The sequence below is a fragment of the Methylobacterium sp. WL9 genome, from assembly GCF_008040035.1.
GTDB classification, from domain to species: Bacteria; Pseudomonadota; Alphaproteobacteria; order Rhizobiales; family Beijerinckiaceae; genus Methylobacterium; species Methylobacterium thuringiense.
Window position 1 is genome coordinate 17983 of sequence record NZ_VRVE01000018.1, and the last position, 13741, is coordinate 31723.

12 protein-coding genes and 1 tRNA gene are annotated in these 13741 nt (G+C 69.9%); 8 read left to right on the forward strand and 5 right to left on the reverse strand.

Going from position 1 to position 13741, the window contains the following annotated elements:
• The first annotated feature begins 177 nt into the window (after positions 1-177).
• From FV217_RS08605 to FV217_RS08615, 3 genes are all read left to right on the forward strand, one after another.
• On the forward strand, positions 178-3432 hold the full coding sequence (locus tag FV217_RS08605; RefSeq protein WP_147816782.1) for an SEL1-like repeat protein: 3255 nt from the start codon (positions 178-180) through the stop codon (positions 3430-3432).
• Between the two features lie 362 nt (positions 3433-3794).
• On the forward strand, positions 3795-4232 hold the full coding sequence (locus tag FV217_RS08610; protein ID WP_147816783.1) for a DUF3429 domain-containing protein: 438 nt from the start codon (positions 3795-3797) through the stop codon (positions 4230-4232).
• A gap of 57 nt (positions 4233-4289) precedes the next feature.
• Positions 4290-5444, forward strand: a complete 1155-nt coding sequence (locus FV217_RS08615; protein WP_147816784.1) for an FAD-dependent monooxygenase — start codon at positions 4290-4292, stop codon at positions 5442-5444.
• 114 nt (positions 5445-5558) lie between these two features.
• On the opposite strand, the gene pdeM is transcribed toward FV217_RS08615, so the two are convergent.
• The 5 genes from pdeM to FV217_RS08640 form a co-directional block, all read right to left on the reverse strand.
• Positions 5559-6272 carry a ligase-associated DNA damage response endonuclease PdeM gene (pdeM, locus tag FV217_RS08620; protein ID WP_147816805.1) on the reverse strand — a complete coding sequence of 238 codons (714 nt, stop codon included), beginning with the start codon at positions 6270-6272 and terminating at the stop codon, positions 5559-5561.
• A gap of 113 nt (positions 6273-6385) precedes the next feature.
• The gene (locus FV217_RS08625) at positions 6386-9046 is read right to left on the reverse strand and encodes a ligase-associated DNA damage response DEXH box helicase (protein WP_147816785.1); all 2661 of its coding nucleotides are present in this window, start codon (positions 9044-9046) and stop codon (positions 6386-6388) included.
• A gap of 46 nt (positions 9047-9092) precedes the next feature.
• The gene (locus FV217_RS08630) at positions 9093-10256 is read right to left on the reverse strand and encodes a methyl-accepting chemotaxis protein (protein WP_238231872.1); all 1164 of its coding nucleotides are present in this window, start codon (positions 10254-10256) and stop codon (positions 9093-9095) included.
• A gap of 235 nt (positions 10257-10491) precedes the next feature.
• Positions 10492-10680, reverse strand: coding sequence for a hypothetical protein (locus FV217_RS22805; protein ID WP_187272485.1), 189 nt, complete (start codon positions 10678-10680; stop codon positions 10492-10494).
• A gap of 58 nt (positions 10681-10738) precedes the next feature.
• Positions 10739-11713 carry an alpha/beta hydrolase gene (locus tag FV217_RS08640; protein ID WP_147816787.1) on the reverse strand — a complete coding sequence of 325 codons (975 nt, stop codon included), beginning with the start codon at positions 11711-11713 and terminating at the stop codon, positions 10739-10741.
• Between the two features lie 327 nt (positions 11714-12040).
• Between FV217_RS08640 and FV217_RS08645 the strand changes: the two genes are divergently transcribed.
• From FV217_RS08645 to FV217_RS08665, 5 genes are all read left to right on the forward strand, one after another.
• Positions 12041-12391 carry a DUF6460 domain-containing protein gene (locus tag FV217_RS08645; protein WP_147816788.1) on the forward strand — a complete coding sequence of 117 codons (351 nt, stop codon included), beginning with the start codon at positions 12041-12043 and terminating at the stop codon, positions 12389-12391.
• A 241-nt stretch (positions 12392-12632) separates the two neighbouring features.
• Positions 12633-12707, forward strand: a tRNA-Gly gene (locus tag FV217_RS08650).
• 116 nt (positions 12708-12823) lie between these two features.
• Positions 12824-13066 carry a hypothetical protein gene (locus tag FV217_RS08655; protein ID WP_147816789.1) on the forward strand — a complete coding sequence of 81 codons (243 nt, stop codon included), beginning with the start codon at positions 12824-12826 and terminating at the stop codon, positions 13064-13066.
• An 86-nt stretch (positions 13067-13152) separates the two neighbouring features.
• Complete coding sequence (locus FV217_RS08660; RefSeq protein WP_238231870.1) at positions 13153-13392, forward strand: DUF4926 domain-containing protein; 240 nt, start codon at positions 13153-13155, stop codon at positions 13390-13392.
• An 8-nt stretch (positions 13393-13400) separates the two neighbouring features.
• Complete coding sequence (locus tag FV217_RS08665; RefSeq protein ID WP_147816790.1) at positions 13401-13739, forward strand: DUF6883 domain-containing protein; 339 nt, start codon at positions 13401-13403, stop codon at positions 13737-13739.
• The last annotated feature ends 2 nt before the right edge of the window (positions 13740-13741 follow it).

The following is a 13741-nucleotide window of genomic DNA, read 5'->3' on the forward strand; positions in this document are numbered from 1 at the left end:
CCACCGACGGCACCGAACCCGGCTGCCGAGGCCTCGAGGCGATCACCCGGGGTATTAACCCGGAGTTTACCAAGATTGTTAAAGGTCTGCCGGACCGTTCCGGTGTTCGCCCGTTCTGCGCGTTGCTGCCAGTGGGAGAAGACCGACCGAACGACGCTTCCGACCCCGGGTCCGACGATGAGACGTACCGCGACGCTCAGCCTCGAAGGCTTCGATCCCGACGTGATCGAGGCGGCGCGCGAGGTCGCGCAGCGCGCCGGCGTTCCGCTGGAGACCTGGATCGAATCGGTGGTCTCCCCCGAGAAGCCGCAGGGGCGCTCGTCCGCGACCCGGCAGCGCAGCCGCGTCACGGTCCGCGAACCCGCCCTCCTCACCCCGCCTGAGGTCAAGGCTTCCGACGCCAAATCTGCCGGGGCCAAGTCTGCAGAGCCCAAGTTTGCAGAGCCCAAGTTTGCAGAGCCCAAGTTTGCAGAGCCCAAGTCTGCCGAGCCTAAGTCTGCCGAGCCCAAAGCTTCCGAGCCCAGGTCTGCCGAGCCTGCTCCGGCTCCCGCACCGACCCCTGCGGCTGGCGCGACGATCACGCCGCCGAAGCCGAGGGCCGTGAAGCCGTCGGAGCTCGCCCCCCCGGCCGCTCCCGCAGCCGAGCCTGCCGGCGGCTCGATCACCGAGATGATGCCTCGCCTCGATGCGCTCGACCGCTCGCTCAACGAGGACCGCAGCACCCCGCGCGCGGACGCGCAGGCCGGACACGCGGATCACGTCGCCGAGCGTCTCGCCGAGATCGAGCGCCGGATGGGCGATATCAGTGCTCAGATCGGCGGTCCGCGCCCACTCGGCCGCCGTGGCCGCCCCATCGCCGCAGAAATGCGCGAGGCCGTGGAAGAGGTTCGACGCCGCCAGCGCGAGCTCGATTCGGGATCGACGCAGGAGCCGGTCGCGCGCGCCGAGGCCGACGCGCACGTCCCCTCACCGGCCATCGCCGAATTGCAGGCCGAGACCACGCGACTGCGCGAATCGCTCGGCAGCCTCGCCACGGGCCGCGACGTCGGCGCGCTGGAGCAGGCCATGCGCTCGCTCTCCACCGACGTGCAGCGGGCCCGCGAGCCGGCCGAACTTTCCACGCCGATCGCCATGATGCGCCAGCAGGTCGAGAGCCTGGCGGAAGAGTTCGCCGACAACGTCCATGCCCGTCTGGCGGGCGAGGCCGAGCGGCTGGCGAGCCGCGCCGACGGCACGCTCGCCGCCGTCGCGAGCCATGCCGACCGCGGCGCACTCGATGGCGTCCATGGCGAACTCGACGAGATCCGCCAGATGATCGCGGGCCTCGCCGGCCCCGAGCGTATCCAGAGTCTCGCTCAGGGGCTGCAGGCGGTCAGCGGACAGATCGCCGAGCTCCAGAGCCATGTCGACGTCAATCCGGTCCGTGACCTGATCGGCAGGCTCGAGACGATCGGTGAGACCCTGCACCGGCCGGCCGTGCCCTCGGCCGACCTCGCCTCGATGCATACCCTGCTGCGCGGCCTCGCCGAGAAGGTCGACCGCGTCGGCGCCGGCGGCGGCAGCCTCGATGCCCTGGAGAGCCAGGTCGTCACCCTGGCTGAGCGGCTCGACACCCGCGGCGCCGACCCCGCCGTGGCGAGCCTGGAGCGCACCATGGGCGAACTGCTGACGCAGATCGTCTCGCTGCGCGACGAGACGTCCGTGGAGGCCGCCGTCGAGCGTGCCACGCGCAAGGCCCTCTCCGACGCCGTGGGCGGCCAGGGTCCGGCATCTGTCAAGATCGATACGTTCCGCGCCGATCTCGATGACCTGCGCGCCCGCCAGATCTCCGCCGACCAGCGCATGCAGGCGACGATGGAGGGTCTGAACGCGGTGCTGTCGCGGCTCGTCGACCGTCTCGGCATGGCGGAGACCGGCCCCGTCGTCCGCACGGCCGTGCCTGAAGAGACCATCGCGCTCGGCGACCAGCTGCGCGCCTCGACCACGCTCGGTGCGCCGAAGCCCGAGACCATTCCGGTCTCCGCCCCCCGCAGCCGCGTCGCCCGCCGGCCCGAGCCGTCCCTCGATTCCAGCGGCCTCGGCGACGAGCTGCTGGAGCCCGGCGCCGGCCGTCCGGCCCATTCCCGCGGCGCCGCGACCGATGCGTCGGGTGCGTCGGCAGCCGGCGACATCAAGACCAACTTCATCGCCGCCGCCCGCCGTGCGGCGCAGGCGGCTCAGGCGGACATCGTCGCCGAGGCGCCGTCCGCCCCCGAGAAGCGCGATGCCCCGCGCCCTCGTGTGACGCCGACGGCCTCTGCCGCTCCCGGCCTCGTCGGCCGGCTGCTCGGCAGCATCGAAAAGCGTCGCCGCCCTCTGATCCTCGGCCTTGCCGCCGTGGTTCTGGTGCTCGGTGCCTTCCAGGCCTACCAGATGAATTTTGCCGCTTCCGAGGCCGAGCATGCCGCCACCCCGGTGGCAGCTGCCAAGCCGGCTGCCGGCGAAGCGCCTGCTCCCGTGGCTGCGGCCGCTCCCGCCGCGCCGTCGGTGGCGACGGCTCCCGCTGGCGGTCCGCAGACGACGCAGTCGATTGCCGATGCCGCCCTCGTCGATGCGAAGCCCGCCGTGCCTGTCCGCGCCGAGGAGAACGAGGCCCCGGTTCCGCCGGCGCCGGTTCAGGCCGCGATCCCGAAGGTCGCGTCGATGGCCTCGCTCAGCCGCGAGCTGTCCACCGTCCCGGCGGGGCTCGCCAGCCTCAAGCAATCCGCCCTCGACGGCGACGGCGCCGCGATCTACGAGCTTGCCGCCCGCGAGGCCGATGGCCGCGGCATGCCGCGCGACCTCGCCCTCGCCGCCAGACTCTACGAGAAGCTGGCCGAGACCGGTTACGCGCCGGCCCAGTTCAAGCTCGGCAGCTTCTACGAGAAGGGCTCCGGCGTGATCCGCGACCTCGGCCAGGCCAAGACCTGGTACGGTCGCGCCGCCGATCACGGCAACATCCGCGCGATGCATAACCTCGCCGTCCTGAACGCCGAGAACCCGAGCGCCTCCGGCAAACCGGATTTCGCCACCGCCTCGTCCTGGTTCCGCCGCGCGGCGGAGTACGGCGTGCGCGACAGCCAGTACAATCTCGCTGTGCTCTACGCCCGCGGGCTCGGCCTCGCACAGGACCTGATCCAGTCCTATGCCTGGTTCTCGGCCGCCGCGGCACAGGGTGACGAGGAAGCCGGCAAGAAGCGCGACGACGTCGCGGCCAAGCTCTCCCCGAAGGACCTCGCTTCGGCCAAGGCCGTCGCCTCGGCCTACAAGCCTAAGGTCGCCGATCCGGCCGTCAACGATCTGCCGCCCGCCAAGGTCGCCGCCCCCGCGGCGATGTCGCTCCTCGGTGCGCCGCTGCCCGGCTCGCCGGCGGCTGCGCACTTCAACCCCTCCGCTTCGCGCACCGGCGTCTGATCCCGCGCGGCGCATCGATCCCGAAGGATCGTGGTTCTGCGCCCAAACGCCCCGGTTGCCGAAACCGGCCGTTTCTGCGCGTGTACTATCCATGATCGCGGCCGGGTTTCGAACGGCAGTCGGGTACGGCATCGGCCCGAAGCCGGGGTGCTGGTTTTTTAAAAAACGGATGTATTACAATAACTTAGAGCGTCCTCTCCGATACGGCCTCCATGAGGATGCTCTGCTGCGCGGGTCTCAGGCGTCGCTGACGGTTCGTAGCGCAGGACCTCCGCGACATCGGCGTCGAGGGCCATTCGTGTGATGTGTGGGCAGGGCCGACCGAGAGCGGGACCTCGCGACTGCTTGGACCGGGAGATCGCATGGCGCGCTTGACCCCGGTGCCGGTGGGCGCCGTCATGCTCGGTATCGCCGGGCTCATTCCGTTTCTCGGATTCGCGGCGCTCGCCGTCAGCGGTTCGGATGGCGGCCTGGGTACGATCGGTCTTTCGCCGCGCACGATCTTGTCCGCCTACGGTGCCGTGATCGCCTCCTTCCTCGGCGGGATCCGCTGGGGCGCGGCCGCGGCGCGGGGCGCCGGCAATGCCGACTACCTCCTGGCGGTGATCCCCTCGCTGCTCGCCTGGGCCGCGCTGGCCGCGCCCGCGCCGTGGGATCTGCGGATGCTGGGCGGGCTCGTGCTGCTCTGGGGCGTCATCGACCAGGACCTGACACGGCGCGGGCTGACGCCGGTCTGGATGGGGCGGCTGCGCCTGATCCTGTCGGGGCTCGCAGGCGTGACGCTGCTGATCGCGGCCTGACATCGACTCGCACCGAACTCCGCCGCTAGTCTCGCAAGCCGCGAACGGAGGTCGATCATGTCCCTTCCCACGCAAACCGAGGTCTTCGTCTGCGGAGCCGGCCCGGCCGGCCTCGCCCTGGCGATCGGCCTGTCCGTGAAGGGCGTTCCGTTCGTCCTCTGCGATCGGCTCGCCGAGGGCCAGAACACCTCGCGCGCCGCCGTCGTCCACGCCCGCACGCTGGAGCGCCTGGAGACGGTCGGGGTGAGCGCCCGTCTCGTCGCCGCCGGCAATCCCGTTCCCACCTTCGCCCTGTGCGCGGGCGACGAGCGCCTCCTGACGATCGATCTCGGCGGCTTGGAGACCGCCTATCCCTACGGCCTGATCGTGCCGCAGGACCGCACCGAGGCGATCCTGCGGGAGCGGCTCGCCGAGGGCGGAGCGGCCGTGAACTGGTGCAGCGAGGTCGTCGGAATCGAGCGGGGCGATGTCGGCGCGACCGTCGCCGTGCGCAGCGACGACGGCGCCGTCCGCGTCGTGCGGGCCCGATGGGTGATCGGCACGGACGGCTTCCACAGCACCGTGCGCGAGGCTGCAAGGATCCCGTTCGCGCACGGCACCTACGCGCAGTCCTTCATCCTCGGCGATGTCGAGGGACACTGGCCGCTGCCGCCGGACGTGATCGCGCTCTATCTCGACGCGGCCGGGCTGATGGTGGCGGCGCCCTTCGGCCCGGGGCATCTGCGGATCGTCGCGACCTGCGACGAGGCCCCGGAGCATCCGTCCCTCGACGCGCTCAACGCCATCGCCCGTGCACGCGGTCCGAAGGGCGCGCGGTTCGAGCGGCTGATCTGGTCGTCGCGCTTCCGCGTCCACCACGGCGTCGCCGCCCGCTATCGCGACGGACCGTTCCTGCTCGCGGGCGACGCTGCCCATGTCCACAGCCCGGCCGGCGGCCAGGGCATGAACACCGGTATCCAGGATGCCCTCAGGCTCGCGGAGCTGCTGGCCGAGACGATCCGCGACGGCCGGCCCGGCGCCCTCGACGCCTACGAGCGCGAACGCCGGCCGGTGGCCGAGGCCGTGGTGCGGATGACGGACCGGATGACCCGCATCGCCTCACTGACCGGCCCGCTGAGCTCCGGTCTGCGCAACCTCGCCCTGCGGGCCGCCGGGACCAGTCCCGGCATCCGCCGTAGGATCGCCGTGCAGCTCGCCGAGCTGAACGCGTGATACCGCTTCCGATCGATCCGTTCGATGCCACGGCCCTTTCCTGGACGCCTGCAGCGAAGCGGACGGTGATCCGGGCAAAGGACGTTCCGAGGGAGCGGATCGACCGGGAGCGGTCTAATCCTTCCCCAGCATGTTGCGGCCGATCGCGAACACCCGCCCGTCGCCGAGGAGGTGGGCCGTAAAACCCTTCGGAAACAGCGGCTCGAAGGCCGCGGCGCGGACGTTGAGCCCACCGGTGAAGGCGCCGAAGGCCGGCATGACGAGGCGGCGTTCGTCCGTGACGAAGCAGCGGCGGCGCACGGAGCGGCCGCGCATGGTGACCTTGCCGCAGGGATGGAGATGGCCGGCGATCTCGCCTTCGCCCCCATCGGCCGCGGGCTCGTGCCGCAGCGTTAGGCCGCCGATCGCCAGGGTCCCGGCATAGCGGCCGCCCACGCCTTCGCTGACCTTCGCGTCGTGGTTCCCGGCGATCCAGATCCAGTCGCGGCCCTCCTGGAGGGCGGCGACCATGGCGCGGTCGCCCGGCTCCAGCCGCTCCGGTCCGCGGGCATCGTGGAAGGAATCGCCGAGCGCGACGACGCAGGCCGGATCGAGCCTGCAGATCACCTCGTGCAGGCAGGCCAGGGTCTCGCGGGTGTCGTAGGGCGGCAGGAACTGGCCCGAGCGCACGGCGAAGGACGAGCCCTTCTCCAGGTGCAGGTCGGAGACGACGAGGGTGCGGTGCGCCGCCAGCCAGAGCGCCCCGGAGCGGTCGAGGGTGAGGGCTTCGCCGGCGAGCATCAGGCCCGCCGCCTTGGTGGTCTTTTCGAGTCTCAGGCCGAGCGCCAAGATTTCGTCCTCATCCATGCATCGCCCCGCGCCATGACCTTTGGCCCGCGGAGAAAGGTGATGCGAAAGCAACATCCAACGGCAGTCCTCTGCCGACGCCAGGGACGCGCCGCTCACGCCAGAGCCTCTCCGAGAAGCTCCGCTTCGGCCTCGGCCAGAATCTCGTCGGCCCCCTCCCCGTAGACCCGCTCGCGCCCGATCTCGAGCATGACGGACACGGAGAGCGGCGAGACGCGGTCGAGTGCCTTGTGGGTGATTCGCCCCTTGATGCGCCTCAGCATCATGCCGAGGCGGGCCACGTCGAGGAGTCCGGTTGCCGCATCCTGCCGCGCCGCGGTGAGCAGCAGGTGATCCGGCTGGTGCTTGCGCAGTACGTCGTAGATCAGGTCGGTCGAGATCGTGACCTGCCGTCCGGTCTTTTTCTGACCTGGGAACCGGCGTTCGATGAGGCCGGCGATGACCGCGCATTGGCGAAACGTCCGCTTCATCATCGCGGATTCGTCGAGCCAGGCTTCGAGGTCGTCGCCGAGCATGTCCTCGTCGAACAGGGCCGCGGTGAAGCCCGGCGCCATGGCGATGCGTTCGCTGACGTCCCGGCTCGTCCAGATCGCGATGCCGTAGTCGTTGGCGGCGAAGCCCAGCGGCCGCAGCCCGGCCCGTTCCAGCCGGCGGGTCAGCAGCATCCCGAGGGTCTGGTGCGCGAGCCGGCCCTCGAACGGGAAGGCGGTGAGGTAGAAGCGGTTGCCGCGCGGAAAGGTCTCGACCAGCAGGTCCTTCTCGCCCGGCAGGACGGAGTGCTTGCGCTGCTGCAGCAGATACTTCGCGAGCTGCGGCGGCAGCCGGTCCCATTCGAATGGGTCGGCGATGATCGCCCGCACCCGTGCGGCGAGAAACGTCGAGAGCGGGAATTTCGAGCCGGCATAGGAGGGGATCGCCGGGTCCTCGGCGCCCTTGGCGCGGGTGACGAGGCATTCGTCTTCCGCCAGCCCTTCGAAGCGCAGGATCTCGCCGGCGAAGAGGAAGGTGTCGCCCACCGTCAGCGTCTCGCCGAACTCTTCCTCGATCTCGCCGAGCACGCGACCAGACTTCGGAACCACCGTGCCGGGTTTGCCGCGAAGATGCCGGGTCATCCGGACCTTGATGCGGGCCGATTCGACGATGGTGCCGACATTCATGCGGTATTGCTGGGCCGTGCGCGCATCGCGCACCCGCCATTTCCCGTCGGTCCCGCGAAGAATTTTTGCGAAGCGCTCGTAGGCACGCAGCGCGTAGCCGCCGGTGGCGACGTAGTCGACGACGCCTTCGAAGGCCTCCCAAGTCAGCCCCTCGTAGGGCGCGGCCGAGACGATCTCGTCGTAGAGGTCGACCGGGTCGAAGGCGTCGGCGCAGGCCATGCCGAGGACGTGCTGGGCGAGCACGTCGAGGCCGCCGAGGCGCGCGTCCGGCGTGTCCTGCGCGGCCTCCTCGACAGCGTCGAGGGCGGCGCGGCATTCGAGCATCTCGAAGCGGTTGCCGGGCACGAGATAGGCTTTCGAGGGCTCGTCCATGCGGTGGTTGGCGCGGCCGATCCGCTGCATGATCCGGCTCGCGCCCTTCGGCGCACCGATATTCACGACGAGGTCGACGTCGCCCCAGTCGATGCCGAGATCGAGCGTCGCCGTGCAGACGATGGCGCGCAGTTGGCCCGCCGCCATCGCCGCCTCGACCCGGCGGCGCTGGGCGGCGTCGAGGGAGCCGTGATGGATCGCGATCGGCAGTGTGTCGTCGTTGAGCCGCCAGAGCTCCTGGAAGGTGTATTCGGCCTGGAGCCGGGTATTGACGAAGACAAGCACCGTGCGGTGCTTGCGGATCAACTGATAGATCGCCGGCATCGACTGCCAGGCGGTGTGGCCGGCGAGCGGCAGGGTCAGGCCGGTATCGAGCATGTGCAGGTCGGCCTTGGCGCTGCCCTGCACGACGATGAGGTCGGCCATGGCCGGGCCATTCCCCTCCCCCCTGTGGGGAGGGGTCAGGGGTGGGGGTGGTGCAGGATCGAGCGTTGTGGTGCCGCCTGCAACACCCCCACCTCCAACGCCTCCCCACAGGGGGGAGGAGAGCGCGTCTGAGGCGCTCTGCGCCACCAGATAGCGCCGCAGCGCGTCCGGCTCGCGCACCGTCGCCGAGAGCCCGATCGTGGTCGCCTCCGGGCTCAGCCGGTGCAGCCGGGCCAGAGCCAGTGAGAGCAGGTCGCCGCGCTTGGAGGTGACGAGGGCGTGCAGCTCGTCGAGCACGATGTGCCGGAGGCCGCCGAGCAACTCCGCCGCCTCGCGGTGCGCCAGCAGCAGCGAGAGCTGCTCGGGCGTCGTCAGCAGGATGTCCGGCGGTTTCGCGATCTGCCGGGTGCGCTTGTGGGCCGGGGTGTCGCCGGTGCGGGTCTCGACACGGATGTCGAGGCCCATCCCGGTGACGGGCGCATCGAGATTGCGCGCGATGTCGACGGCCAGCGCCTTCAGCGGCGAGACGTAGAGCGTGTGCAGCCTCGGCTTCCTGCGAGGGCCCGCCTCGGAGAGGCCGACGAGGCTCGGCAGGAAGCCGGCGAGCGTCTTGCCGGCGCCCGTGGGGGCGACGAGCAGGGCCGAGCGGCCGGCGCGTGCGGTGGCGAGCAAGTCGAGCTGATGCGCCCGCGGCTCCCAGCCGCGGGCGGCGAACCACGCCGCGAAGGCGGGCGGCAGCGGGCCGGCCGCGACGCGCCGTCGTGTCGTGGACGTGCTGGGGGACGTGGACGGACCCGGCATGCTCTCCAGCCGTGGGCATGCGGCACAGGCGTGTCGGCCTACGCTATCAGATCTTCCGGACTTCCGTCAGGAACACCGAGACCGCACCCACGATGTCGTTCATCTGCCGCTCGATCCGATCGGTGGCCGACAGCGAGGTTTCCGCCGAGTGCGAGGATTGCGCCGCCGTGAGCGCCACGGCCTCGATGCTGCTGCCGACCTTCGCCGTGAGGCCGGCGGCGATCCGCGCGCTCCGCCCGATCTCGCCTGCAGCCGCGGCCTGCTCTTCCGCGGTGACGGCGACGGCGGTCGCGGTCTGGTTGATGCCGTCGATCACGGTGCCGATCCGGTCCATCACGGCCGAGGTCTGGTTCGTCGCGTCCTGGATCAGGCCGACCTGATGCGCGATGTCGGCGGTGGCCTTCGCGGTCTGCCCGGCCAGAGCCTTGACCTCGGAGGCCACCACGGCGAAGCCGCGACCGGCCTCGCCGGCCCGGGCCGCCTCGATGGTGGCGTTGAGCGCCAGAAGATTGGTCTGCGCGGCGATCTTGCTGATCATGCCGACCACTTCGCCGATGGTGTGGGACGCCGTCGAGAGGGTCTGGACCCGCTCGCGGGCGCGCCGTGCTTCCTCGACCGCCTCGCCGGTGGCGCGGTTGCTGGCGCTCATCTGCCGCATGATCTCGGCATTCGAGGCGTTGAGCTCCTCCACCGCGGCGGCGACCGACTGGACCGTCGCAACGGTTTCGGCGGCGCCGGCGCTCGCCGCCGAGGCCGAACCCGCCGTCTGGCGCGTCGTGTCGAGGGCCGCGTCGGCCGCGCTGCGCATGGAGCTGGTGGCCTGCTCGGCCTCGGCGACGGCCGCCGTCATCGTGGAATCGAAGCGCCCGATGGCGTCGGCCAGCGAGGTGACGTCGGCCCAGGTCAGCAGGGCGGCAAGATAGTCCCCCGACGTGGAGCGGACGGCCGTGACGTGCAGATCGAGGGTCTTCGGGCCGAGGCGGATCTTGGTGCGCCAGGGTAGGCGATCGGGGTTGCCGACGATCGCGCGTTGATGGGCCGGGTTCTTGTGAAACACGTCCATGGACGATCCGACCATCGCCATCGGATCGACGGTGGCGGGAAGATGCTCGCGCAATCCCTGGAGCGTCTGGACGCTGTAGCGGTTCGCGTAGGTGATCTCGGCGGTAATCGGGTCGAGCAGCAGCACGTTGACGGGAAGGAAATCCATCACGGCTGCATAGTCGATGGCGCGGACGGTTGCGGGTGAGACGGGACGAGGTTTCGCCTGAAGAATTCGCGGAAGTGCCATGGTCAAACCTTTCGGGAAACGCACGACATTTATGACTATCGTATAGTTAACAAGATACTAATTGTCTTCGAAAGAATAGATTTTTGTTTTTATTAAATCCATGATTTCATTGAGATTTAAGCGGTTGTAGCGCGGGCTGGCGCGTTGCGGCGCGTTACGCCAGCGCGAACCGCTCGCTCAAGTCCTGCGCCCGTTCGGTGACCCGACCGACCGCCGCGCCAAGGTGCTCAGCCTCACCGCTGCCGGTCAGGCGGTCTACGTCCAGATCGAAGCCGACCTGAGACAACTGCGGGAAACGGTCTTCGGGGACGTGAGCGCCGCCGACATCGAGGCGGGCATGCACGTGTTCCAGGTCCTGAAGGCCTACGGACGGGCGATGCCCGACGTCGTCGAAAACGCGATCACGCCAGCGCCATCAAAAACCGCTCGCTCAATTCCTGAGCCCGCTCGGTGAGCGGTCCCGGATGGCGGATGAAGACGTGGCAGCCGCCGGGATAGATCGCGGTGTGGCCGCCGTTGCCGGCCGCGGCCCAGCGAGCGGACATGTAGAGCGTGTCGTCGAGGAGAGCGTCGCAGGTGCCGACGGAGAACAGCGCCGGCGGCAGGCCCTTGAGGTCGGCGTAGAGCGGCGAGACGTCGGGCTGGCGGCGGTCGACTTCGCCGCCGCAGAAGCCGTCGGCGAAGGTTTTCAGGTCTCGGGTGTTGTTGACGAGGCGCTCCTCGCCCCAGGCGCGCACGCTCGGCGTCAGGCCGAGATCGAAGAAGCCGCAGTTCAGGTTGGCGCCGCGGAAGGCGCGGGGCTGCTTGTGGTGGTCGCGCAGGCGCAGCAGCGTCGAGACCGCGAGATGCGCCCCGACCGACTCGCCGCCGATGGTGAGCGCCGAGACGTTCAGCGCTGCCTTGCCGGGGCCGGCGAGCCAGAGCGCAGCCGCCTCGCAATCCTCGAGGGCGGCCGGATAGAGGTGCTCGGGCGCGAGCCGGTAGCCCACCGACAGGCAGACGAAGCCGCAGGTGTCGGCGATGCGCTCCAACCAGGGGTCCTGCTCGTCGGAGGCGCCGAATACCCAGCCGCCGCTGTGGAGGTGCAGGTAGGCGCCGCGCGGCTTGCCAACCGCCCTGCCCGCCATCTTGCCCTGCGGGCGGATGACCCGGAGGTCGATCGGGCCGGCCGGCCCGTCGATGGTGATGGTCTCGGCGCGCGACGAGCGCGGCAGCAGCGGAAACGCCTTCGAGCCCTTGGCCCGGAGCGCCCGCGCCTCGGCGATCGGCATCGACCACGGGTCGGGCTGGGCGGCCTGGTCGGCGCGGATCTCCGCGTTGATCCGCCGGGTCTCCGGGTCGATCGTCGCCGGGTCGAACAAGGCGTGATCGATCATGGAGGTTCCCCGGTCGAGACCGGCGCGCGGGCTGCGCCTCTCGATCGTATCGAATTGGACCCGCCCGTTCCGGGTTGCATCTCGTACGGGTCCGCGAAAAGTCGTAACGCTCTGGCCGATGCGCGGTTTCCCGGCGCTGTGTCGCGCGGGCCACGCTCGGTGCGGCTCACAAGGCTCCCAACGAGCGGTGGTCTTTCCTCTGGCCACCGCAGCGGGCGTTTCGTGAGAGAGGCCCACGGCGGCTCCGCGCCCGCGATGCGGCGGCGTTGAGAATCGCGGCCGGGCGCATACCTCTTCGCTTTCAGGGTACGAGACGGGACACGAGGCATGATCGGCGACCAGGATCGACGCAGCCGGGCCACGCCCTACCAGGATCTGCCCGAGGTCGGCGATCCGCGCGCCTACGGGCGGCGGCGTTCCGGCCTGCGCCGCTTCCTCGGCGGCTCGCCGACGGCGGTCTTCCTGAAGCTGTTGTTCCTCTCCGTCCTCGTCGGCGCGGCGATGGCCATGCTCGGCCTCACCCCCGGCCTGCTGTTCTGGCGCCTCTACGATGCCGGCCGCGCCCTGATCGATCTCGGCCTCGAGACCTTCCACGATTTCGGCCGCTGGATCCTGGCCGGCGCCGTGGTGGTGGTGCCGCTCTGGCTGCTCTCGCGGTTTTTCGCGATGGGGAAGTGACGTCCTGCCGGCCCATGAAGCCGACGCCTCACGGGCCGTACGCGGCATAGGCGGCGGCGCACAGCCGCGCTCGCCGACGGCCGGAGGCCTTCGGAGCGGCACGATTTTTCAGGCCGTCCGGCGCTGTTCTGCCGGGCAAAACAAATGATCCGAAGCCGCCGAAACGTGGCTTGCAACGCCCGGCGGAATGGTGTTTAGAGAGCGCCGTTCGGGTCCGCCAGTCACCGCGGACCTGCTGCGAGCGGGTGTAGCTCAGGGGTAGAGCACAACCTTGCCAAGGTTGGGGTCGAGGGTTCGAATCCCTTCGCCCGCTCCAGTTTCTCTTAGTCGAGACGAACGATGTTGAGGCCGCCGCTGGGCGGCCTTTTTCGTTTCCGCCGTGCCGTGAGGCCGACCGGCATTCGTTTCGTTGCGACGCAAGAGGATCACGGCATGGCGATCAAGGCACTCAACGACCGCAAGAAGCTGTCGAGCGATTTCAACGAGGCCAACGATGCCTTCATCGACGAGGTTCTGGGCGCGCTCCAGGCGGGCCGGATCCCGGTCGACCTCGCCCGCGCCTACCTCGCGCATCCGGTGGCGATGATGCACTCCGAGGGCGCGCAGGCGGTCGCCGGATACTTCGACCGGATGCTGGCGCAGCGCCCGAACATCGACTGGACGCCGGGGGAGTAGTCTTACCGGTTTCGGATGGCGCCCGAGCGCCATCGCCGAGACCATCGCCTACTTGCGCGCATGCGAGCGGCGCGCGAAAGTCGGGCATGTCCTACGAGACGATGCACCAGTTCCAGGATCCGCACCCGAACCACCCGCTCTTTGCCGAGCTGAGCGTCGTCGAGACCCTGCGCCCCGTCGAGACCGACGACGGCCGGCCGGTGCCGGCCGGTTCGCGTGGGACGATCGTCGCCGTCTACGGCGGCGGCAAAGCCTACGAGGTCGAGTTCGCGCGCCCCGTCGTGGGCAACTGCACCTTGCGGGCCGACGCCTTGCAGGCGGTCTGAGCTTTCCCGTGCCCGAGTCCGACGACGGGACGCCCGGCCTGACGATCGCCGATCCCAAGATCGGCGACTACCTGCTGAATACCGAGCACCCCGAAGGCGGTGGCAAAGCCAAGTTCTTCCTTGCCCACGGCTTCGGATCGGACGTGCCGGACCTCTTCCTGGCGTCGCTGTTCGCTCATGCCCGACCGAGCCACCTCGCCGGCGAACAGGCCACCGGTTTCGGCACCAAGTTCGTCTACGAAGGCCCCATGATCATGCCGGACGGCTCGACTTGGCGGATCCGCTCGGTCTGGCATCGGCCGTTGGGAGAGACCCGGCGTTTCCTCGTGACCGCCTACCCGTTCTGAGC

Coding starts and splice junctions, on each gene's coding strand:
- FV217_RS08605 (WP_147816782.1), top strand. CDS start 178: ATGAGACGTACCGCGACGCTCAGCCTCGAAGGCTTCGATCCCGACGTG.
- FV217_RS08610 (WP_147816783.1), top strand. CDS start 3,795: ATGGCGCGCTTGACCCCGGTGCCGGTGGGCGCCGTCATGCTCGGTATC.
- FV217_RS08615 (WP_147816784.1), top strand. CDS start 4,290: ATGTCCCTTCCCACGCAAACCGAGGTCTTCGTCTGCGGAGCCGGCCCG.
- FV217_RS08625 (WP_147816785.1), bottom strand. CDS start 9,046: ATGCCGGGTCCGTCCACGTCCCCCAGCACGTCCACGACACGACGGCGC.
- FV217_RS08630 (WP_238231872.1), bottom strand. CDS start 10,256: ATGGATTTCCTTCCCGTCAACGTGCTGCTGCTCGACCCGATTACCGCC.
- FV217_RS08640 (WP_147816787.1), bottom strand. CDS start 11,713: ATGATCGATCACGCCTTGTTCGACCCGGCGACGATCGACCCGGAGACC.
- FV217_RS08645 (WP_147816788.1), top strand. CDS start 12,041: ATGATCGGCGACCAGGATCGACGCAGCCGGGCCACGCCCTACCAGGAT.
- FV217_RS08655 (WP_147816789.1), top strand. CDS start 12,824: ATGGCGATCAAGGCACTCAACGACCGCAAGAAGCTGTCGAGCGATTTC.
- FV217_RS08660 (WP_238231870.1), top strand. CDS start 13,153: ATGTCCTACGAGACGATGCACCAGTTCCAGGATCCGCACCCGAACCAC.